The sequence below is a fragment of the Lysinibacillus sp. KU-BSD001 genome, assembly GCF_042920265.1.
Taxonomy (GTDB): domain Bacteria; phylum Bacillota; class Bacilli; order Bacillales_A; family Planococcaceae; genus Lysinibacillus_B.
In genome coordinates this window covers 132,477-149,167 of sequence record NZ_JBDQZI010000004.1, presented here as the reverse complement: position 1 = coordinate 149,167, position 16,691 = coordinate 132,477, and the positions used below count along the sequence as shown (strand labels likewise).

The 16,691-nt window shown below is 36.9% G+C and carries 17 protein-coding genes; all 17 read left to right on the top strand.

The window, feature by feature from the left end; translation table 11 throughout:
* The first annotated feature begins 151 nt into the window (after nucleotides 1-151).
* The 17 genes from AAGS61_RS07890 to AAGS61_RS07810 all read left to right on the top strand — a co-directional run bounded on the left by AAGS61_RS07890 (nucleotide 152) and on the right by AAGS61_RS07810 (nucleotide 16,632).
* The gene (locus AAGS61_RS07890; protein ID WP_391369777.1) at nucleotides 152-517 is read left to right on the top strand and encodes a hydrogenase maturation nickel metallochaperone HypA; all 366 of its coding nucleotides are present in this window, start codon (nucleotides 152-154) and stop codon (nucleotides 515-517) included.
* Nucleotides 507-1,166 (top strand): hydrogenase nickel incorporation protein HypB, encoded by a 660-nt coding sequence (gene hypB / locus AAGS61_RS07885; protein ID WP_391369774.1) that lies wholly within the window; start codon nucleotides 507-509, stop codon nucleotides 1,164-1,166. The genes AAGS61_RS07890 and hypB overlap by 11 nt, the downstream gene beginning before the upstream one ends.
* Complete coding sequence (gene hypF, locus AAGS61_RS07880) at nucleotides 1,151-3,451, top strand: carbamoyltransferase HypF (protein WP_391369771.1); 2,301 nt, start codon at nucleotides 1,151-1,153, stop codon at nucleotides 3,449-3,451. The genes hypB and hypF overlap by 16 nt, the downstream gene beginning before the upstream one ends.
* 18 nt (nucleotides 3,452-3,469) lie before the next feature.
* Nucleotides 3,470-3,694 carry a HypC/HybG/HupF family hydrogenase formation chaperone gene (locus tag AAGS61_RS07875; protein WP_391369768.1) on the top strand — a complete coding sequence of 75 codons (225 nt, stop codon included), beginning with the start codon at nucleotides 3,470-3,472 and terminating at the stop codon, nucleotides 3,692-3,694.
* 19 nt (nucleotides 3,695-3,713) lie between these two features.
* On the top strand, nucleotides 3,714-4,784 hold the full coding sequence (hypD, locus tag AAGS61_RS07870) for a hydrogenase formation protein HypD (RefSeq protein WP_391370349.1): 1,071 nt from the start codon (nucleotides 3,714-3,716) through the stop codon (nucleotides 4,782-4,784).
* Between the two features lies 1 nt (nucleotide 4,785).
* Nucleotides 4,786-5,796, top strand: a complete 1,011-nt coding sequence (gene hypE / locus AAGS61_RS07865; RefSeq protein ID WP_391369765.1) for a hydrogenase expression/formation protein HypE — start codon at nucleotides 4,786-4,788, stop codon at nucleotides 5,794-5,796.
* A gap of 55 nt (nucleotides 5,797-5,851) precedes the next feature.
* Nucleotides 5,852-6,382 carry a cytochrome b5 domain-containing protein gene (locus AAGS61_RS07860; protein ID WP_391369762.1) on the top strand — a complete coding sequence of 177 codons (531 nt, stop codon included), beginning with the start codon at nucleotides 5,852-5,854 and terminating at the stop codon, nucleotides 6,380-6,382.
* A complete protein-coding gene (locus tag AAGS61_RS07855; protein WP_391369759.1) occupies nucleotides 6,382-7,287 on the top strand; it encodes a hydrogenase small subunit in 906 nt (301 codons plus the stop codon). The genes AAGS61_RS07860 and AAGS61_RS07855 overlap by 1 nt, the downstream gene beginning before the upstream one ends.
* A complete protein-coding gene (locus tag AAGS61_RS07850) occupies nucleotides 7,280-8,686 on the top strand; it encodes a nickel-dependent hydrogenase large subunit (RefSeq protein ID WP_391369756.1) in 1,407 nt (468 codons plus the stop codon). Before AAGS61_RS07855 ends, AAGS61_RS07850 begins: the two co-directional genes overlap by 8 nt.
* Nucleotides 8,686-9,132, top strand: coding sequence for a hydrogenase maturation protease (locus AAGS61_RS07845; protein ID WP_391369754.1), 447 nt, complete (start codon nucleotides 8,686-8,688; stop codon nucleotides 9,130-9,132). Before AAGS61_RS07850 ends, AAGS61_RS07845 begins: the two co-directional genes overlap by 1 nt.
* A gap of 319 nt (nucleotides 9,133-9,451) precedes the next feature.
* Nucleotides 9,452-11,368, top strand: a complete 1,917-nt coding sequence (locus AAGS61_RS07840) for a GTP-binding protein (RefSeq protein WP_391369751.1) — start codon at nucleotides 9,452-9,454, stop codon at nucleotides 11,366-11,368.
* Between the two features lie 130 nt (nucleotides 11,369-11,498).
* Nucleotides 11,499-12,362 carry an AraC family transcriptional regulator gene (locus AAGS61_RS07835; protein WP_391369749.1) on the top strand — a complete coding sequence of 288 codons (864 nt, stop codon included), beginning with the start codon at nucleotides 11,499-11,501 and terminating at the stop codon, nucleotides 12,360-12,362.
* Nucleotides 12,363-12,750: 388 nt separating this feature from the next.
* Entirely contained in the window at nucleotides 12,751-13,302 is a 552-nt protein-coding gene (locus AAGS61_RS07830) for a TetR/AcrR family transcriptional regulator (RefSeq protein WP_391369746.1), read from the top strand.
* Nucleotides 13,303-13,347: 45 nt separating this feature from the next.
* Complete coding sequence (locus AAGS61_RS07825; protein WP_391369743.1) at nucleotides 13,348-13,854, top strand: DUF2867 domain-containing protein; 507 nt, start codon at nucleotides 13,348-13,350, stop codon at nucleotides 13,852-13,854.
* A 915-nt stretch (nucleotides 13,855-14,769) separates the two neighbouring features.
* Nucleotides 14,770-15,357: a TetR/AcrR family transcriptional regulator gene (locus AAGS61_RS07820; RefSeq protein ID WP_391369741.1), complete on the top strand. Its 588-nt coding sequence runs from the start codon at nucleotides 14,770-14,772 to the stop codon at nucleotides 15,355-15,357.
* Nucleotides 15,357-15,761, top strand: coding sequence for a DUF5367 family protein (locus AAGS61_RS07815; RefSeq protein WP_391369738.1), 405 nt, complete (start codon nucleotides 15,357-15,359; stop codon nucleotides 15,759-15,761). The genes AAGS61_RS07820 and AAGS61_RS07815 overlap by 1 nt, the downstream gene beginning before the upstream one ends.
* A 94-nt stretch (nucleotides 15,762-15,855) precedes the next feature.
* The gene (locus AAGS61_RS07810; RefSeq protein ID WP_391369735.1) at nucleotides 15,856-16,632 is read left to right on the top strand and encodes an SDR family NAD(P)-dependent oxidoreductase; all 777 of its coding nucleotides are present in this window, start codon (nucleotides 15,856-15,858) and stop codon (nucleotides 16,630-16,632) included.
* The last annotated feature ends 59 nt before the right edge of the window (nucleotides 16,633-16,691 follow it).

Here is a 16,691-nt window from a genome sequence, read left to right as displayed (position 1 = left end):
TCATACAAAACAGGTGCCCTCCATAAATTGGGGGCTCCTGTTTTTTGTGTCAAAAGGCTGTTTTTACGCTTTTTTACTCTGAATAGTAACTAGTTCTTTTTAGTACATAAAAACATAAGATATTAAAGAATTATGAGGAAGGTGTTTGCTCATGCATGAGATGTCATTAATGTATGAAATTATTCAACTCGTATCAAAAGATGCAATATCCAGAGGGTTTCGACGAGTAAAACAAGTGCAAGTGATTGTGGGTGATTTATCCAATGTGTTACCCGATGCTTTAGAAGCTGCTTTTTTCTATTTCCGTAAAGAGAATTTAGGTCTTCTTGATGAATATTCACAATTAGAAATTGTTCGCGAGAAAGCAACAACGCAATGTCAAACGTGTTTACATGAATTTGAACCAGACTTTCGAATAGCACTTTGTCCAAAGTGTGGTCTTCTCAATGGTCTTCTCATTTCGGGAGAAACATTTAGGGTCGAATCTTATGAAGGGTGTGATGTATTTGAAAATTAATCTTAAAGAAAACGTATTGACCGATTTAAATGTAGTAGCAAATACTAATCGAGAAATATTTCATAAAAATCAAACGCTCGTTATTAACGTCATGAGTTCGCCGGGAGCAGGGAAGACAACCCTGTTAGAGGAAACGGAGAAACGATTAGGGGACGAGTTTACAATTGCTGTGATTGAAGGGGATTTAGCAACAGAACGTGATGCAGAACGATTACGTTTACTTGGGGTGAACACTGTTCAAATTAATACAGTAGGCGGATGCCATTTAGATGCTCGGATGGTTTCCAAAGTCCTCCCGCAATTTGACTTTGAATCTATCGATATTCTCTTTATTGAGAACATTGGAAATTTAGTGTGCCCATCCGGATATGATTTAGGTCAACATTATAAAGTAGTCATATTAAGTGCTCCAGAAGGCAACGATAAAATCCCGAAATATCCCGTGATGTTTCGACGTACAGATTTAACGATGATTAATAAAATTGATTTATTACCTTATGTTTCATTTGATTTAGAGGAAGCTAAAAGGGATTTAGCTCAAATTAATCCTGATGCTCAATTTACAGCATTGTCCACAAAAACAGGAGAAGGTATGGAAAATTGGGTAAGTTGGTTAAAGGATGTTTATCATCAATGTATAAAGCCTTAAATGTCATTGTAACGGGGAGAGTTCAAGGCGTCGGTTTTCGACCTTTTGTTTACGCTCTTTCCAAAAAATATGAGTTAAAAGGCACCGTTCAAAATAATACAGAACAAGTTAACATTGTACTAGAGGGGGAGGAAGACAATCTTGAGAGAATGTTACATGAACTAAAGACCTTTCCACCAAAACTGGCAGCAATTAAGACAATTAAAATCCAACAAATTCCGCTTCGTTTTTATAAAGATTTCTCCATTATTCCAAGTGAAATAACACAACAACGTCAAATTTTTTTCGTCACGCTAGATGCAGCTATATGTAAACAATGCCTAGACGAAATGAAACATAGAGAAAATCGCCGATTCCAGTATCCATTTATTAATTGTACACAATGTGGGCCTCGCTACACGATTATTAAAGATTTCCCTTACGATCGTCCTAATACATCAATGGCTGTTTTTCCAATGTGTTTAGACTGTCAAGTAGAGTATGAAAATATACAAAATCGAAGACATCATGCACAACCCATTTGTTGTCCGAAATGTGGCCCGACAATACGGTTACTTAATCAAAAGTGTGAAACAATAGCTGAAAATCAACAGGGACTTTTCGAGGCATCAAAACTTTTGAAGCAAGGTAACATCATTGCGATAAAGGGAATAGGGGGGTATCACCTTGCCTGTGATGCGTATCAAAGGAAGTCAGTGGATGATGTAAGAAGTAGAAAGAGCAGACCACAACGCCCATTGGCAATCATGGTTAAATCATTAGACCTAATACGGGAATTTTGCCATGTATCAATGGATGAAGAGCAATTGTTAACAAGCGCTGAAATGCCCATTGTTGTGTTACAGAAAAAGCAAGGATGTATATTGCCCGAAAATATTGCCCCAGGTTTATCAACTATAGGGGTGATGTTGCCATATACTCCGTTGCATCATTTATTATTTGAACAGCATCAATTGGAATGCCTTGTAATGACGAGTGCGAACCTTACTAATTTACCCATCCAGTATAAGGATCACCATCATCAAAATTTAACGCAACTTGCTGATTATATTGTCACGCATAATCGAGAAATTTTACATCCAATTGATGATTCGGTTGTGCAGCAAAGTGACAACAACACTATTTTCATTAGAAAGGCGAGAGGGTTTGCACCGGAAGTTATAAAATCAACATGGAATGTGTCGAACATAATTGCTTTAGGTGGAAATCAAAAAAACACAATTGCACTAGGGAAACAAAATGATATTATCCTAAGCCCTTATATTGGTGATTTAAATAATGAAGAAATGGTGCAATTTTTTCAAAAACAACTGCATCAATTGAAAGTATGGCATGGAGTAAAGGAGAAGTATATAGCTGTCGATCAACATCCGTCTTATACAACGACGTTAATAGCAAAGCACTCTAATAGTAAAGTGATTTCCGTCCACCATCACCATGCACATCATGTATCTTGTATGGTAGATAACCAACTGACTGAACCTTGCTTAGGGATTATTTTAGATGGCACAGGATACGGGGAAGACAAGCATATTTGGGGATTTGAATTTTTATACGGTGATGCACAAAGTTTCGAACGACTTGGTCACTTACAATACACACCGCTCCCTGGTGGTGAAAAAGCTATCAAAGAGCCTTGGCGTAACGCAGTTGGCATGCTTCTTTCGCTATTTAAGGAGGAAGGAAAGGACTTAGCATCCCGAATTTTTCCTGATAAATGGAAAGAAATCAATATATTAGAGCAGATGATTGTCAAAAAAATAAATACGACTACAGCAGGGACTTGTGGTCGGTTGTTTGATGCGGTTAGTGCCATTTTAGGCATTTGTACTCTTTCTACATATGAGGGTGAAGCTGCTAGTAAGTTAGCAGATTATATGATTCATACTCCCGTTGAAAACACATTCGTCACTTATCCATTCCAAATTCGAGTAAGCGAACAGCACGTATTTGAACTTGATTTTTCTGCTATGATTCAGCAAATCGTCATCCATAAATTGGAGCAAAAACCGCTCGCCTTAATCATCCAAAAATTTCATCAAACGATTGTGTCAAGTTGTGTACAAATGGTGTTAACGATCATGAAACAATATCCTCATTTAAATAGACAGGTCGTATTTTCAGGCGGGTCTTTTCAAAATATGTATCTAGTCAAACAATTGAAGCATCATCTTGAAAAAGAGGGAGTGCAAGTGTATACACATCATAACATTCCATGTCATGATGGGGGATTAGCAATTGGTCAAATTGTCATTGCTGCACGAAAAATGGCACAACAAATTTGATGTGAAAGGCTGTTAAATATGTGTGTAGGTGTACCTGCAAAAGTAATAAAAATTGAGGGGAATCAAGCGTTAGTGGATGTTATGGGCTCAAAAATCTTTGTTGGGATTGTGTTTGTTCCAGAAGTGCAAGTTAGTCACTATGTATTATTACATGCCGGACAGGCCATGACAATTGTTGATGAGCGCTTTGCAATAGAGAGTATTGAGGAGTGGAGGAATTTAATAAGTGGCAGCTCTGAATGATTTAACAAATCCAAGTATTATGCGGCAATCATTACATGCCGTACTTGATCTTGCGGAGCAATTTAAAAAAGAAAACGGTAGAATCCCTGTGCTAATGGAAGTATGTGGCTCTCATACGATGGCTTTTGCTCGAACGGGTATTAAGCAAAGGTTGCAAACACATGTTGGTCTCGTTGCAGGACCAGGATGTCCCGTTTGTGTAACGGATCAGAAATCGATTGACGCCATGATAGAGGTATCGAAACAGCCAAACCGAATTATTTGTACATTTGGTGATATGATGCGAGTGCCAGGTTCTAAATCGAGTTTAATTGAAGCAAAAACGGCAGGAAGTGATATTAGAGTTGTGTATTCGCCATTAGATAGTATTAAAATTGCTGAAGAAAATCCTCATAAAGACATCATTTTTTTAGGAATTGGATTTGAAACTACCATTCCTATTCTAGCAGTACTAGTTCAAGAAGCAGAGAAAAAAGAATTAAAGAATTTTTCAATATGGATGACAACAAAGCTAGTAGAACCTGTATTAAAAGTGCTCTTAGATGCAAAAGAGGTGAATATAGATGGGTTCATATTGCCTGGGCACGTTTCAGTTGTAGTTGGGAAAAATAGCTATGACTTTTTAGTAGAAGATTATCAAGTCTCGGGTGTGATTACGGGGTTTGAGCCAGTTGAATTACTAAGAGGGATTTATAAAATGTTACAACTATTACTAAACAAAAAAAATCAAATTATAAATGATTATAAATATGTCGTAAAGGAGGAGGGAAATTTAATTGCACAACAGTTGATGGAAAAATATTTTCATTATCATGATGAAGCATGGAGAGGGATGGGGGTGATCCCTAAAAGCGGATTGGTTCTAAAGGCTGAATATGCTCATTTCGATGCAAAGAAAAAATTTAATGTGCAAGTAGGTGAACCAAAAAAGACGAAATGTCGTTGTGGTGAAATTATTCAAGGAATGATTATACCTGAACAATGTGTGTTATTTAATAAAGGATGTACGCCATTACATCCAATTGGTCCTTGTATGGTTTCGACAGAAGGAACTTGTGCCGCCCATTATCAATACATGAGGGAGGAATAAATTGGTTAAAAGAATTAGTTTAGCACATGGAGAAGGTGGTGAATTAACACATCAACTTATCCAAGATATATTTATAAAATCGTTCAACCACCAACAGCATACATTACTTGATGCAGCGCTATTTAAAAGTACATCTGAGACACTCGCTGTGACGACAGATAGTTATGTAGTGAAGCCAATCTTTTTTCCTGGCGGCGATATTGGAAAACTAGCTATTACAGGAACGGTGAATGATTTAGCGGTTAGTGGTGCCATACCTAAAGTTATTACTGCTGGCTTCATTATTGAAGAAGGATTTCCCATAAACGAATTAAAAACGATTGTACAAAGTATGGCAAGGGAAGCAATACATGCTGAAGTATCCATTATAGCAGGTGATATAAAAGTAGTAGAAAAAGGCTGTGTCGATAGTTTGTTTATTAATACAACAGGCATCGGGGTGATAGAAGATGCTCAAGCATTGCAGCCTGAAAAGATTCAAGTAGGCGATTATGTTATTTTAAGTGGTACTATTGGGGATCATGGGGTTGCCATCTTATCTGCCCGCGAAGAGTTAGGATTAATGACGGATATTGTGAGTGATTGCGCCTCGTTAAATCATGTGACACAGAATTTATTGAAGAAAGTCGATGGGATTCGTTTAATGCGAGATCCTACACGGGGTGGATTAGCAACTACTTTAGTAGAGCTATGTGAAGATTTCCACTTCTCTGTTGAATTAGATGAACTGCGCATACCTATTCGGCAAGAAGTTGAAGGGGCATGTGATATTTTAGGGTTTGAACCAATGTATCTTGCCAATGAAGGGAAAGTTGTCATCATAGTAGACGCAAATGAGAAAGATGCGGTATTAAATATTTTAAAAAATCATGAAATCACAAAAGAGGCAACGGTTATTGGGCAAGTGGTAGCTTGTTCAGAACGAAAAGGCAAACTATTTATGACAACCCCAATTGGGTCTAAGCGACGTCTTTTCCGTCTTTCGGGGTTACTTTTACCAAGGATTTGTTAAAGAATTTGAAATGAAAGCATAACATATGTAGAACAGACTGAACTAGGAGGCGCTCATGCAAAATATAGAGATACTGAGGTTTCAGCTGAATAATCTTGTTACCCAAGCCCGACAAGATATTTATACATTATCCACAATCAATCAAACTACAATCGCTCCTCAAATTTTACAAAGATTATGGGATACGATTACGACCATTCATTTTATAAGTGAATTACTGGCAAATCAAGCCTTAAATAATCACCTTTCAACACCAACTACTGCTAAAATAATGCCTTCAAACAATGCTCCTGTTAATCCAACGAAAATACCATCTGGTGTGACGACAGCTAATGCATCTATTGCCCAAATTACTGAAAGAAATTTAACTGTTGAACAATTGGCGAACTTCGATGGGAAAAATGGGAGGCCTGCATATGTGGCTGTAAATGGCCTCATTTATGATGTGACAAATAATAGAGCATGGGCTGCTGCAACACATTTTGGTTTACTGGCAGGGAAAGAATATTCACAGGAATTTGCTTCATGTCATGCTGGGCAACAATCGATTTTAGCGACATTACCCGTAGTGGGGAGGTTAGTGTAATGGAGAAGCTAATTTTACCACCTGAAGACTTGAGCAATGAAGCAATTGCAGCGAGATTGACAAAGAATGCTGCTACTAGTATAAAAAATGGATGGATTAAGAAAAAAAATCTTGTGTATTTAGAACTGAACGGCTGCTCAGGTAATATTATTTCATTATTAAACGGACAAAATCCAAATTTTGAATATACTTTAAATTCATTAGTTAATTTTCAATATAGTAATAGTTTGATGGTAGCTGAAGGTGAAAAAGCGATTGAGCAACTAATGCATGCGATGGAAGGGGAGTATATTTTAGCTGTTGAAGGAGCCGTCGCATTAAAAAATAATGGATTGTACAACATCATTGGTAGTTGGCAAGGAAAACCTCTTACTGGACTACAAGCTGTGACGATGCTTGCGGAAAAGGCTTCCAATATTTTAGTAGTGGGTGCCTGTGCAACGCATGGTGGCGTATCGGCCGCAAAACCGAACCCATCTGGATCCGTCGGTTTGCCGAAAGTCCTTCCTAATAAAGAAATGATTATGTTACCAGGTTGTCCTGTGCATCCGGATTGGTTTTTAGGGACGTTAGCTCATCTTATATTATATGGGGAGCCAGAGACAGATAATTTAGGGCGGCCGTTAATGTTTTACAGTACGCTCATCCATGATCGCTGTCCAAGGAGACCGTTTTTTGATCGGGGAATTTTTGCCGAAAAGTTAAGTGATCAAACATGTTTATTTAAACTAGGTTGCCGTGGACCCGTTACAAGAACGGATTGTCCAACAAGGCAATGGAACGGGCATGTAAACTGGCCAATTGGAGCGGATACACCGTGTATAGGGTGTGCTACATTTGGTTTTCCAGATGCTATGGCACCATTTATTAGTTATGATACAACGAGAGTGGTGAAAGATGAGTAAACGAATAGTCATTAATCCTTTAACACGTATTAGTGGTTTTATGGAAATTGATGTCCTGATTGAGAATCATAAAGTAGTAGATGCGAAAACAAAAGGCAACTTATTTCGCGGCTTTGAACAAATGTTAGTAGGGCGCAGTCCTTTTGATGCGGTTTATTTTACACAAAGAATATGTGGAATATGTTCAGCAGCACATTCTGTAGCCTCCTCCCTCGCTTTAGAAGATACCCTTAAAATTGAGCCAATGGAACAAGGCAAGTATTTAAGAGATATTATTCACTCTTGTGAGTTTTTACAAAATCATATTCGTCACTTTTATCAGTATACAGTGCCGGACTTTGTGAAACTTGAACAAAATACGCTTTTACAAGCTGATCATCATGATTTTCGATTACCAAAAGCAATAAATCATCGAATTGCACAACACTATTTCGACTCACTTGCCGTCAGTCGATCTGCCCATGAAATGTTAGCCGTTTTAGGGGGAAAAGCACCACATAATCATGGGGTTTTTATTGGTGGGATTACGACGAAAGCAACGTCTGACAAAGTAGTACATATAGACTCGATTTTACAAAAAATAAAGGTATTTATCGACGAAAAAATGATTCCTGATGTTTATGATATTGCGTACTATTATCCGGAGTATTATAAAATGGGCGGGGGTTATGGCAATCTATTATCCTATGGTTTATTTAATAATTATAAGGAATTAGGCACGCTATATGTAGAACCACTCGTATTAACTAAAAATGGCATAGAAGTGTTTGATGAAAATAAAATCCAAGAAAAAATCGATTACGCCTATTACACATCACCTGAGAGCACCTACCAACCAGATAAAATAGTACCAGAACCGGATATGGATAAAGAAAATGCTTACTCTTGGGTTAAGGCACCGAGGTACAATGATCTTCCATTTGAAGTAGGGCCATTAGCAAGATTGATATTAAGTGGGGCTTATCCAAATCAAATTTCAGCAATGGATCGAACGATCGCCCGAGCATTAGAAGCTAAAAAGATAGCAGAAATTATGCAAATACTACTTCAACAAGTCATTCCAGGTACGGATGTACAAAAGAAGTATGATTTACCGGAAGCAGCTTCTGGTCGAGGGTTAGTCGATACTACAAGGGGAGCATTAGGGCATTGGCTCAAAATAAAGGATAAAAAAATAGCCTTCTACCAAATCATTACGCCATCCACATGGGATTTTTCAACCCGCGATGACAATGGGTATAGGGGCGTGGCAGAACAAGCGTTAATCGGTACTGACATTCAGAACCCCGATGAACCGGTTGAAATCGGGCGAATATTACGTTCATTTGATCCGTGTATGTCATGTGCTACGCATGTTTATGTGCCAGGGAAACAAGTGAAAACAATCCAGGTGTTGTAATGAGCAAAATCATTGTGCTCGGAATTGGCAATCGATTAATGATGGATGATGGGATTGGCATATATCTCGTGGAAGAACTAATGAAACACGCAGAGGAAACGGATGTTCAGTATATCGTTGGTGAGTCAGATATCGATTATTGTCTGCATGTCATTGAAGATGCCACCGTTGTCATTATACTAGACGCCGTAATTTCAGGAAATGAGCCTGGCGAATTGAAGGTGTATTCTTTGGATAATCTTAATATTGTACATTCTTTAGATTTATCAGTGCATAACCTGCATTTATTCCAAGTTTTGTACCAATTGAAGGAAAGTGTGCATGGTTATGTAATTGGCATTACACCGCATAAAATTGAATTTAATATAGGATTAAGTGAACTCATAGAAAAAAGATGGGCGTATATTGTACAAAATGTAAAAGATGTGATGAAGCAGTTAACCTAAAAAATGATGAAATTGTGCATCGAATAATAAGAGGCGGCGTGTGATAATTGTACACATAGTTTTAGGAATTAATGTAGGTATTTTTCGTAATATTGTACCTATTTTTAGTTATTATTCATTGTCTAACAATTTAAACCGTTATAATAAAAGAAATGAAATAGCCATTGGAAATAGAAGCCCCGTAATTTGATGCTCCCTCAAATTACGGGGTTATTAGGTTGGAATAATTCCGCCTATTTTAGACTAATTTTGCTTTGAAGAATCCATCATCTTAGCATGTAAAAAAACATGCTACAATACAGCAAAAGGAGTGATTTTTTTGTTTAAAACGATTGGTGTGCTAGCACATGTGGATGCGGGGAAGACAACCTTTTCGGAGCAATTGCTATTTCATACAAAGAGCATCATGGCAGTGGGGCGAGTAGACCATCAAGCGGCATTTTTAGATTATCATACGCTAGAGCGCGCGCGTGGTATTACTATTTTTGCTGAGCATGGACGTTTTCAAATCGAAGGGGATACATATACATTAATTGATACGCCTGGTCACGTCGATTTTTCGGCGGAGATGGAGCGGGCGATACGAGCGATGGATTATGCAGTACTAATTGTGAGTGCGGTGGAAGGTATCCAAGGACATACAGAAACCGTGTGGCAATTGCTACGTACACATCATGTGCCGACATATCTCTTTATTAATAAGGTAGACCGGGAAGGGGCCGATGTTTTACGGGTCATGCAAGAGCTGAAGCAGCAATTTTCTCCTCATATTGTGCTGTATGAAGAGGCCGCAGAATTCGTAGCAGAGCGAGACGAAGAATTATTGGCACAATTTATGGAGGATTCATTATCCGAGGAGACCGTGTTTGCGAGCTTACGTCAGCTTATTAAGGAAGAGGAAATATTTCTTGCAATGAGTGGTGCGGCCCTAAAGGGACACGGCATTCAAACATTTCTGGATGTCCTACATAACACAACAATCACAGATTACGATGTAGCGTTACCGTTTCAAGCAGAGGTCATGAAAATTCGTCATGGAGGAGAGCAGCGTTTAACCTTTTGTAAGGCGTTACAGGGAGAGTTAACAGTACGAACGGATGTAGCATTTGGCGAAACACGAGAAAAGGTGACAGAAATTCGTCTTTATAATGGTAATAGTTATCAAGCTATTCAACGTGTCACAGCTGGTGAGATTTTTGCAGTTAAAGGGCTTTCTGTTCCGCAAATTGGCGATTACATTGGGACAACATTTGACAAGGGCAAGCCTTATACGCTTGTTCCAACGATGCAAGCCAAGGTTGTCTATAATGGCACGGAGCATATAAAAGAGGTATTGCGGTTATTTCGGTTAGTCGAAGCAGAGGAGCCTACATTAAAGGTGCAGTGGCAAGAAGCGTTTCAAACGATTTATGTACATATGATGGGGGTTATTCAGCTAGAGGTGCTGAAGGAGCTGTTATATAGTCGTTTTCAGTTATCGGTTCAATTTGAAGACCCTGAAATTTTATATGAAGAGACAATTTGTACGACGGTGACAGGCTATGGTCATTTCGAGCCACTTAAACATTATGCCGAGGTCCACTTACAGCTTGAGCCAAATGAGCGAGGCGTGGGGATTACGTTTTTCAATGCATGTCATGTGGATGATTTAACGATAGGACACCAGCGTTTAATCGAGCAGCATGTATTGGAGCGAGCACATCGCGGTTTGCTCACAGGCTCTGCTGTAACGGATATCCATGTGACATTACTGACGGGAGCCGCGCATAACAAGCATACAGATGGCGGTGATTTCCGCGAGGCAACATATCGCGCACTTCGTCAAGGATTAGAGCAGGCGGAAAATGTGCTACTGGAGCCGTACTATGCCTTTAAACTAAAAGCAGCTAGCGAGCATATTGGACGCATGATGACCGATATTCAGCAAGCATCTGGTACATTTGATGCACCGATTATAACGGAAACGGATGCGATTCTTACTGGGCAAGTACCTGTCGCAACTTTTATGAATTACCCCACTACGTTTCTCGCTTATACAAATGGCAAGGGAGTTATTTCTCTTACATTTGCGGGCTACGATGTATGCCACAATACAGCGGAAGTGATGGAGCGTATCGGCTATAACAAAGACGCCGATCCAGAATACACATCCTCTAGCATTTTTTGCTCAAAAGGGAAAGGGTATTCCGTTCCATGGCAGGAAGTAAAGGCGCATATGCATAAGGCAACCTTATAACAGCATTCATTGGTGAACATCAACAACGGGATAACAAGGTGATTGTAAAACATACCTGTCCAAAGATAGCTTAAAATGACAGGATGAATAATGAGAGATTATATAAGCTTATAAGTAAGGAGTGAGGACATTGAGTTGGATTGAGTCGATTCAAAAAGCAATTTATTTTATAGAACAACATTTACTAGATGACGTAACATTGGAGCAGATAGCACAAGAAGCAAACGCCTCTGTGTTTCATTTTCAGCGCGTCTTCTACATCTTAACTGATATGTCTATTACGGATTACATTAGACGGAGAAGGCTAACGTTAGCTGCGCAAGAAATTATGGATACACATATAAAAGTAATCGATCTCGCCTACAAATATGGCTATGACTCTCCTGAAGCATTTACGAAGGCATTCCGAAAGCAACATAATGTAACGCCAAGTGAAGCCAGAAAAATGCAAAAACCATTACAATCATACAATCGCCTTGTGATTCAGGTGAGCTTGAAAGGAGCAGAACCAATGAAGTATAAAATTGTAGAAAAAGAGAAGTTTCAAGTAGTCGGTGTAAAAAGAACGTATAGTTGTAAAAACGGAGAGAATACACGTGAAATTCCTTTGTTTTGGGATGAAATGAACAAAAAAGGCATGGATGAAACATTAATCAAATTAAACAATGGAGACATTAAAGGAATTCTAGGTGTTTGTCTAGCAGATAAACAGCATAAGGAAAATAGTTTGATGGATTATTGGATTGCAACCGATTATGTCGGGACTGCACCTGAAAATCTTGTAACAATGGAAATACCCGCAGCGAAATGGGTGGTTTTTGAAGTACACGGGCCAATGCCAGATGCGATGCAAAATACATGGAAGCAAATTTACTCCGAGTGGTTTCCATCAAACCCGTATAAGCCTACAGGAGCAGCAGAGTTAGAGGTGTATACGAAGGAAGATCCACATAATCCAAACTTATATTCTGAAATCTGGATTCCCATTCAATAAAAATAATCTTTAGGGCTATTAAATAAAAATAGTGATTACTCCATATCAGCTGAGCAAAATATTAAATGCCATATGTTTTGATGGTGGCTCTGTTGAACTAGCGTATTGTTTTACAAGCGTATTCGTGAATTCGAATACGCTTGTTTTCGAGTAGTGACTAAATAAGGATATTTCTAATTATTTTTTGGATCGTGAAAATACTCTAGTTACGGTAACGAGTACAGAGGAAGAGAGGACCTGCTATCGTCTAAATGAAAATTTTGTATAAGGATAGATAAAATTTTTTTGTACGGATACGTCTAAAAGAGGTTTAAATGTGCTATAGTTTAAAGTGTGTTTTATTAGACGGTATCGTACAGATAGATTTTAAAGAAAGAGTGATAAAAGGATGCCAAAAATTTTAGTAACCGAAGAACAATGGGTACAAAAAGGGATTGAATACTTTTCACAGGGAGGTTTTGCTGCACTAGTAGTTGAAAAAATGGCAAGAGAATTGAAATGTAGTAAGAGCAGTTTTTATTGGTACTTTACCGATCGGGATGAGTTTTTAAGACGAGTCATAGAATTATGGACCAAAAGGGCAACAATAGATGTGATATTTGAATCGTCAAAAAATATGACAACGGAAATACAAATTCGAACTGTACTTGAAAAAATGTTTAGTAATGAGAATGTAGGAGATTTTCTATTTTATTTGCGTAGACTTGGTCAGGAAAAGGATGAATATAGAGAAGTGCTAACGTCTATTGAAAATATGAGATTGAGTTACATGACTAAGTTATTACAACAACTAGAAATTAGTGAAGAAAAAGCTAAAATAAAAGCAAGTTTAATTTACCATTATTATTTGGGTTGGTATGAAAGACATAAATACAAAAAGGTAAGTTCAAAAGACATGGAGAGTCAAATTCTTATAATGTTTGAAGAAATAATTGGATAGTAAAATGCTATAACTTTTGAATAAGTAAAGAGAGGATTATAAATTATGCTAAAAATAAATAAATGTCAAATGCCTTCTGATTCCCTAATTTATAAAATTCCCTATCATTATTATGATGCTTATGAAGGATTCATTGCAAAAAATGAAGTGTCAATAGAACAAGTCACTTTAGCTTTTTTCAAAAGTTCACCGAAATGGATAAATTCCCTTTTTCGTTTAAGAAATAATATTGTTAAATATTTAGGTTTGAAAACAACCAACGTTAACCGTTTGGACTTAAGTGAGGAAGATATTGAGCCTGGGCATTCTATAGGATTATTTAACATTATAGAGAAGTGTCAGAGAGAAATTATCTTAGGAGAAAATGATAAACATTTAAATTTTCGGGTTTCAATTTTTATCTTTAAAAAGGAAAATGGACATAACATAATAGTATCTACATCTGTTCAATTTCAAAATTTTTTTGGAAACATATATTTTCAATTTATTAAGCTATTTCACAGAACCATAGTGAAAACTATGTTACGTAATATAATAAAATCTCTATCATAACGGTTGTATATAGGAACCGATTGTTGAATCACTTGTCAACTAAGCCAGTGAGTTACTTAACCCCCTCTATATTTTCCTGAAGAACACCTCGGCTTTATTTGGAGTGGTGGGCATGATACCCTTGCGCGGGCGTTAAATCCTTGATACTACGCCTTTTAAGCGAGGATTATGCCCGCAAAGGCTATATGTAAAGCCTACCAATGAGCATACTGCTACATTTACCTTGTCCATGAAAATGAATCACTTTTGCAGTTGTAAAGTGGCTGAAATTTTAAATGCGAAATACAAACGGTTTTATTAATACTCCGCATCATTGATATAAAGTGAATATGAACGGGAAAAAGCGTAAGTATTTTTTGAAAATAAAATGACAAAGTCTAAATTAGTCAGTGATAAGATTTTTGTAGAAACCAATATTTAGTGGTAACGGAGTCAGAAATCTATTATTTAAATGATTTGAACAAGAAACCACTTAAGAAAGAAGCGCTATTTAGCATCATTGAATAATTCGATATTAACTTACCTAAATGTGAGGGAAGTTAGTTCACTGAGTGAATGAATAGAGGCTGGGAAATAACTTAATTTTTACGAGAAATGGCGAAAATGAATATTAACATTTTGCCTACTCACAGTTATTTCTTAATCATAAAGCAAGAAAATGTTAGACCGTTTATTATTTGGTCTAATATTTTTTCTTTTTGTCCCAGCCTCATTTTCTGCTAGATATCCTAACATTTTGGAAAGATAAAATAAATGATCTAAATCATGGCTCAGTATCAAAGCTTGTTTTGTATAGAACACTTTAAGATTTGTTGCGTTCACAATAAAGACAAAATATTTGAATTGCTAATAAATGGATTTCGCTATACACTTGCATTAAGTTAGTTAGTTGAATAACTAAAAAGGAGGGGGAAGATGGCAAAACCAAATGTGATTAGTAAAGGTGATTTAATTCATTTTGCGAAAGCATGTTTAGTAGAAAAGGGGATAGAGAAATTTACGTTGAGAGCTGTTGCAGAAGTAGCTGGTGTAACGCAAGGAACGATTTATTACCATTTTAAAACGAAAGAACAGCTATTATTATATGTAGTCCAGGATATTTGTGAAAAATCTTGGACTGAAATTTCCCAACAACAAAATCAATCTATTTTAAGTCAAGCTATAAAATCAGCGCAAAGTCGTTGCTCGCATGATTCTTTTTATCACAAATTATTTTTAACCTTAATGGTTTCAAGTTTTCATAATGAGAAAATAAGAGATTCATTAGCGGAAATGATGCTATTAGAAAATAAAGCTATGAGTGAAAATGTATCCAAATTATGGGCAAATTCACCTATACAGGGGATCAGCTTAGAAACATGGGGAATTTTATTGAATGCTCTTGTCGATGGATTGGCATTACAAGCATTATTGGAAAAGGATTTTCCTGTAGAAAATGTATATAAAGATGTTGAAAAGTTATTTCATCGTTTAAGTGAGTTAGTTGATGAGGAGGGAAAATAATGAAAGGCTATGTATTCCCGGTAGTGGCAGGTTTATTCGTGTGGGCTTTTGCTACTATGTTTTTCATTCTTTTTGGAGATAAAGTACTATATAGCCCTGGAACGGAGAATTATGTAATAAGCATTTTCTTTTTACTAGTTGGAACAGGTTTTTTATTATGGGGAACTACACATTTATATTTATTCTTTGATAAGTCCAATAATGCTTCGTTAAGATTTGGTATAGTCGGAACAATTGTAGGCTTAGCACTGGATACATTTTCTTTATCAAACCATCGCCTATTTTTCCCTAAATTAGATCCTGCCCAAATCATTGCATTTACAGCGTGGATGGCATTCGCATATGCTTTATATTTATTCATACCGGCAATTATAAATAAAAAGCGAAGTAGTTTTGAGAAATAGACATAATAGATATCTTCTCATAAATTTATGTATCAGAAAATTAAGTTAATTAATTAAAACAAATGTATCATAGTAATTTTGGAGGGCTAGTATTTTGGAAAATAGAACGGTTTTAATTACAGGTGCGAGTGAAGGGATTGGATTTGAAATAGCAAAACAATTTGCCATGAATAAATATTCCCTGATTCTTGTAGCCCGAAATGAAGAAAAGTTAGATAATGTTTATAATCAACTCAAAGCATATACTACGGTCACTACAATTTCCCAAGATTTATCGGAACCGGGGGCAGCCAAGAAAATCTATAATTTTATTTGTTCCACTAATCGAACGGTTAATATTCTTGTAAATAATGTGGGCGTTGGTTTAGAAGGTCCTTTTCAAGAGCTACCGATTGAAAAACAACAATATATGATTCAATTAAATATTGCAGCTTTGACGGAAATGACATACTACTTTGTACAGGAAATGATTAAACAACAGTATGGCCGAATAGTGAATATATCTTCTATTTCTGGTCCAATTCCAACGCCACAAATGGCGATTTATAGTGGAACAAAAGCGTTTGTATTGAATTTTTCCCAAGCTTTACATACAGAGTTAAACAAACAGGGAGATATTATTGTGACGGCAGTGTGTCCTGGTCCGACAAAAACAGCGTTTGCATATACAAATTCGATGACAGGCCTTAATAACTTGGTCAATATAATGGGGGTTCCTGCTGAAAGTATAGCCATTGCTATATTTAAAGGAATACATGCTAAAAAGAGCATGATTGTTCCGAATATTAGATATAAGCTATTGTTGTTATCTTCTAAGTTATTACCTCAAAGTGTGATGCAAACCATTATGTACAAACTAATCAAAAGATGAAGTCCGTTGTTTTGTATAAACATGTTAACTATATTCTATCACATACACAAACCCGTATT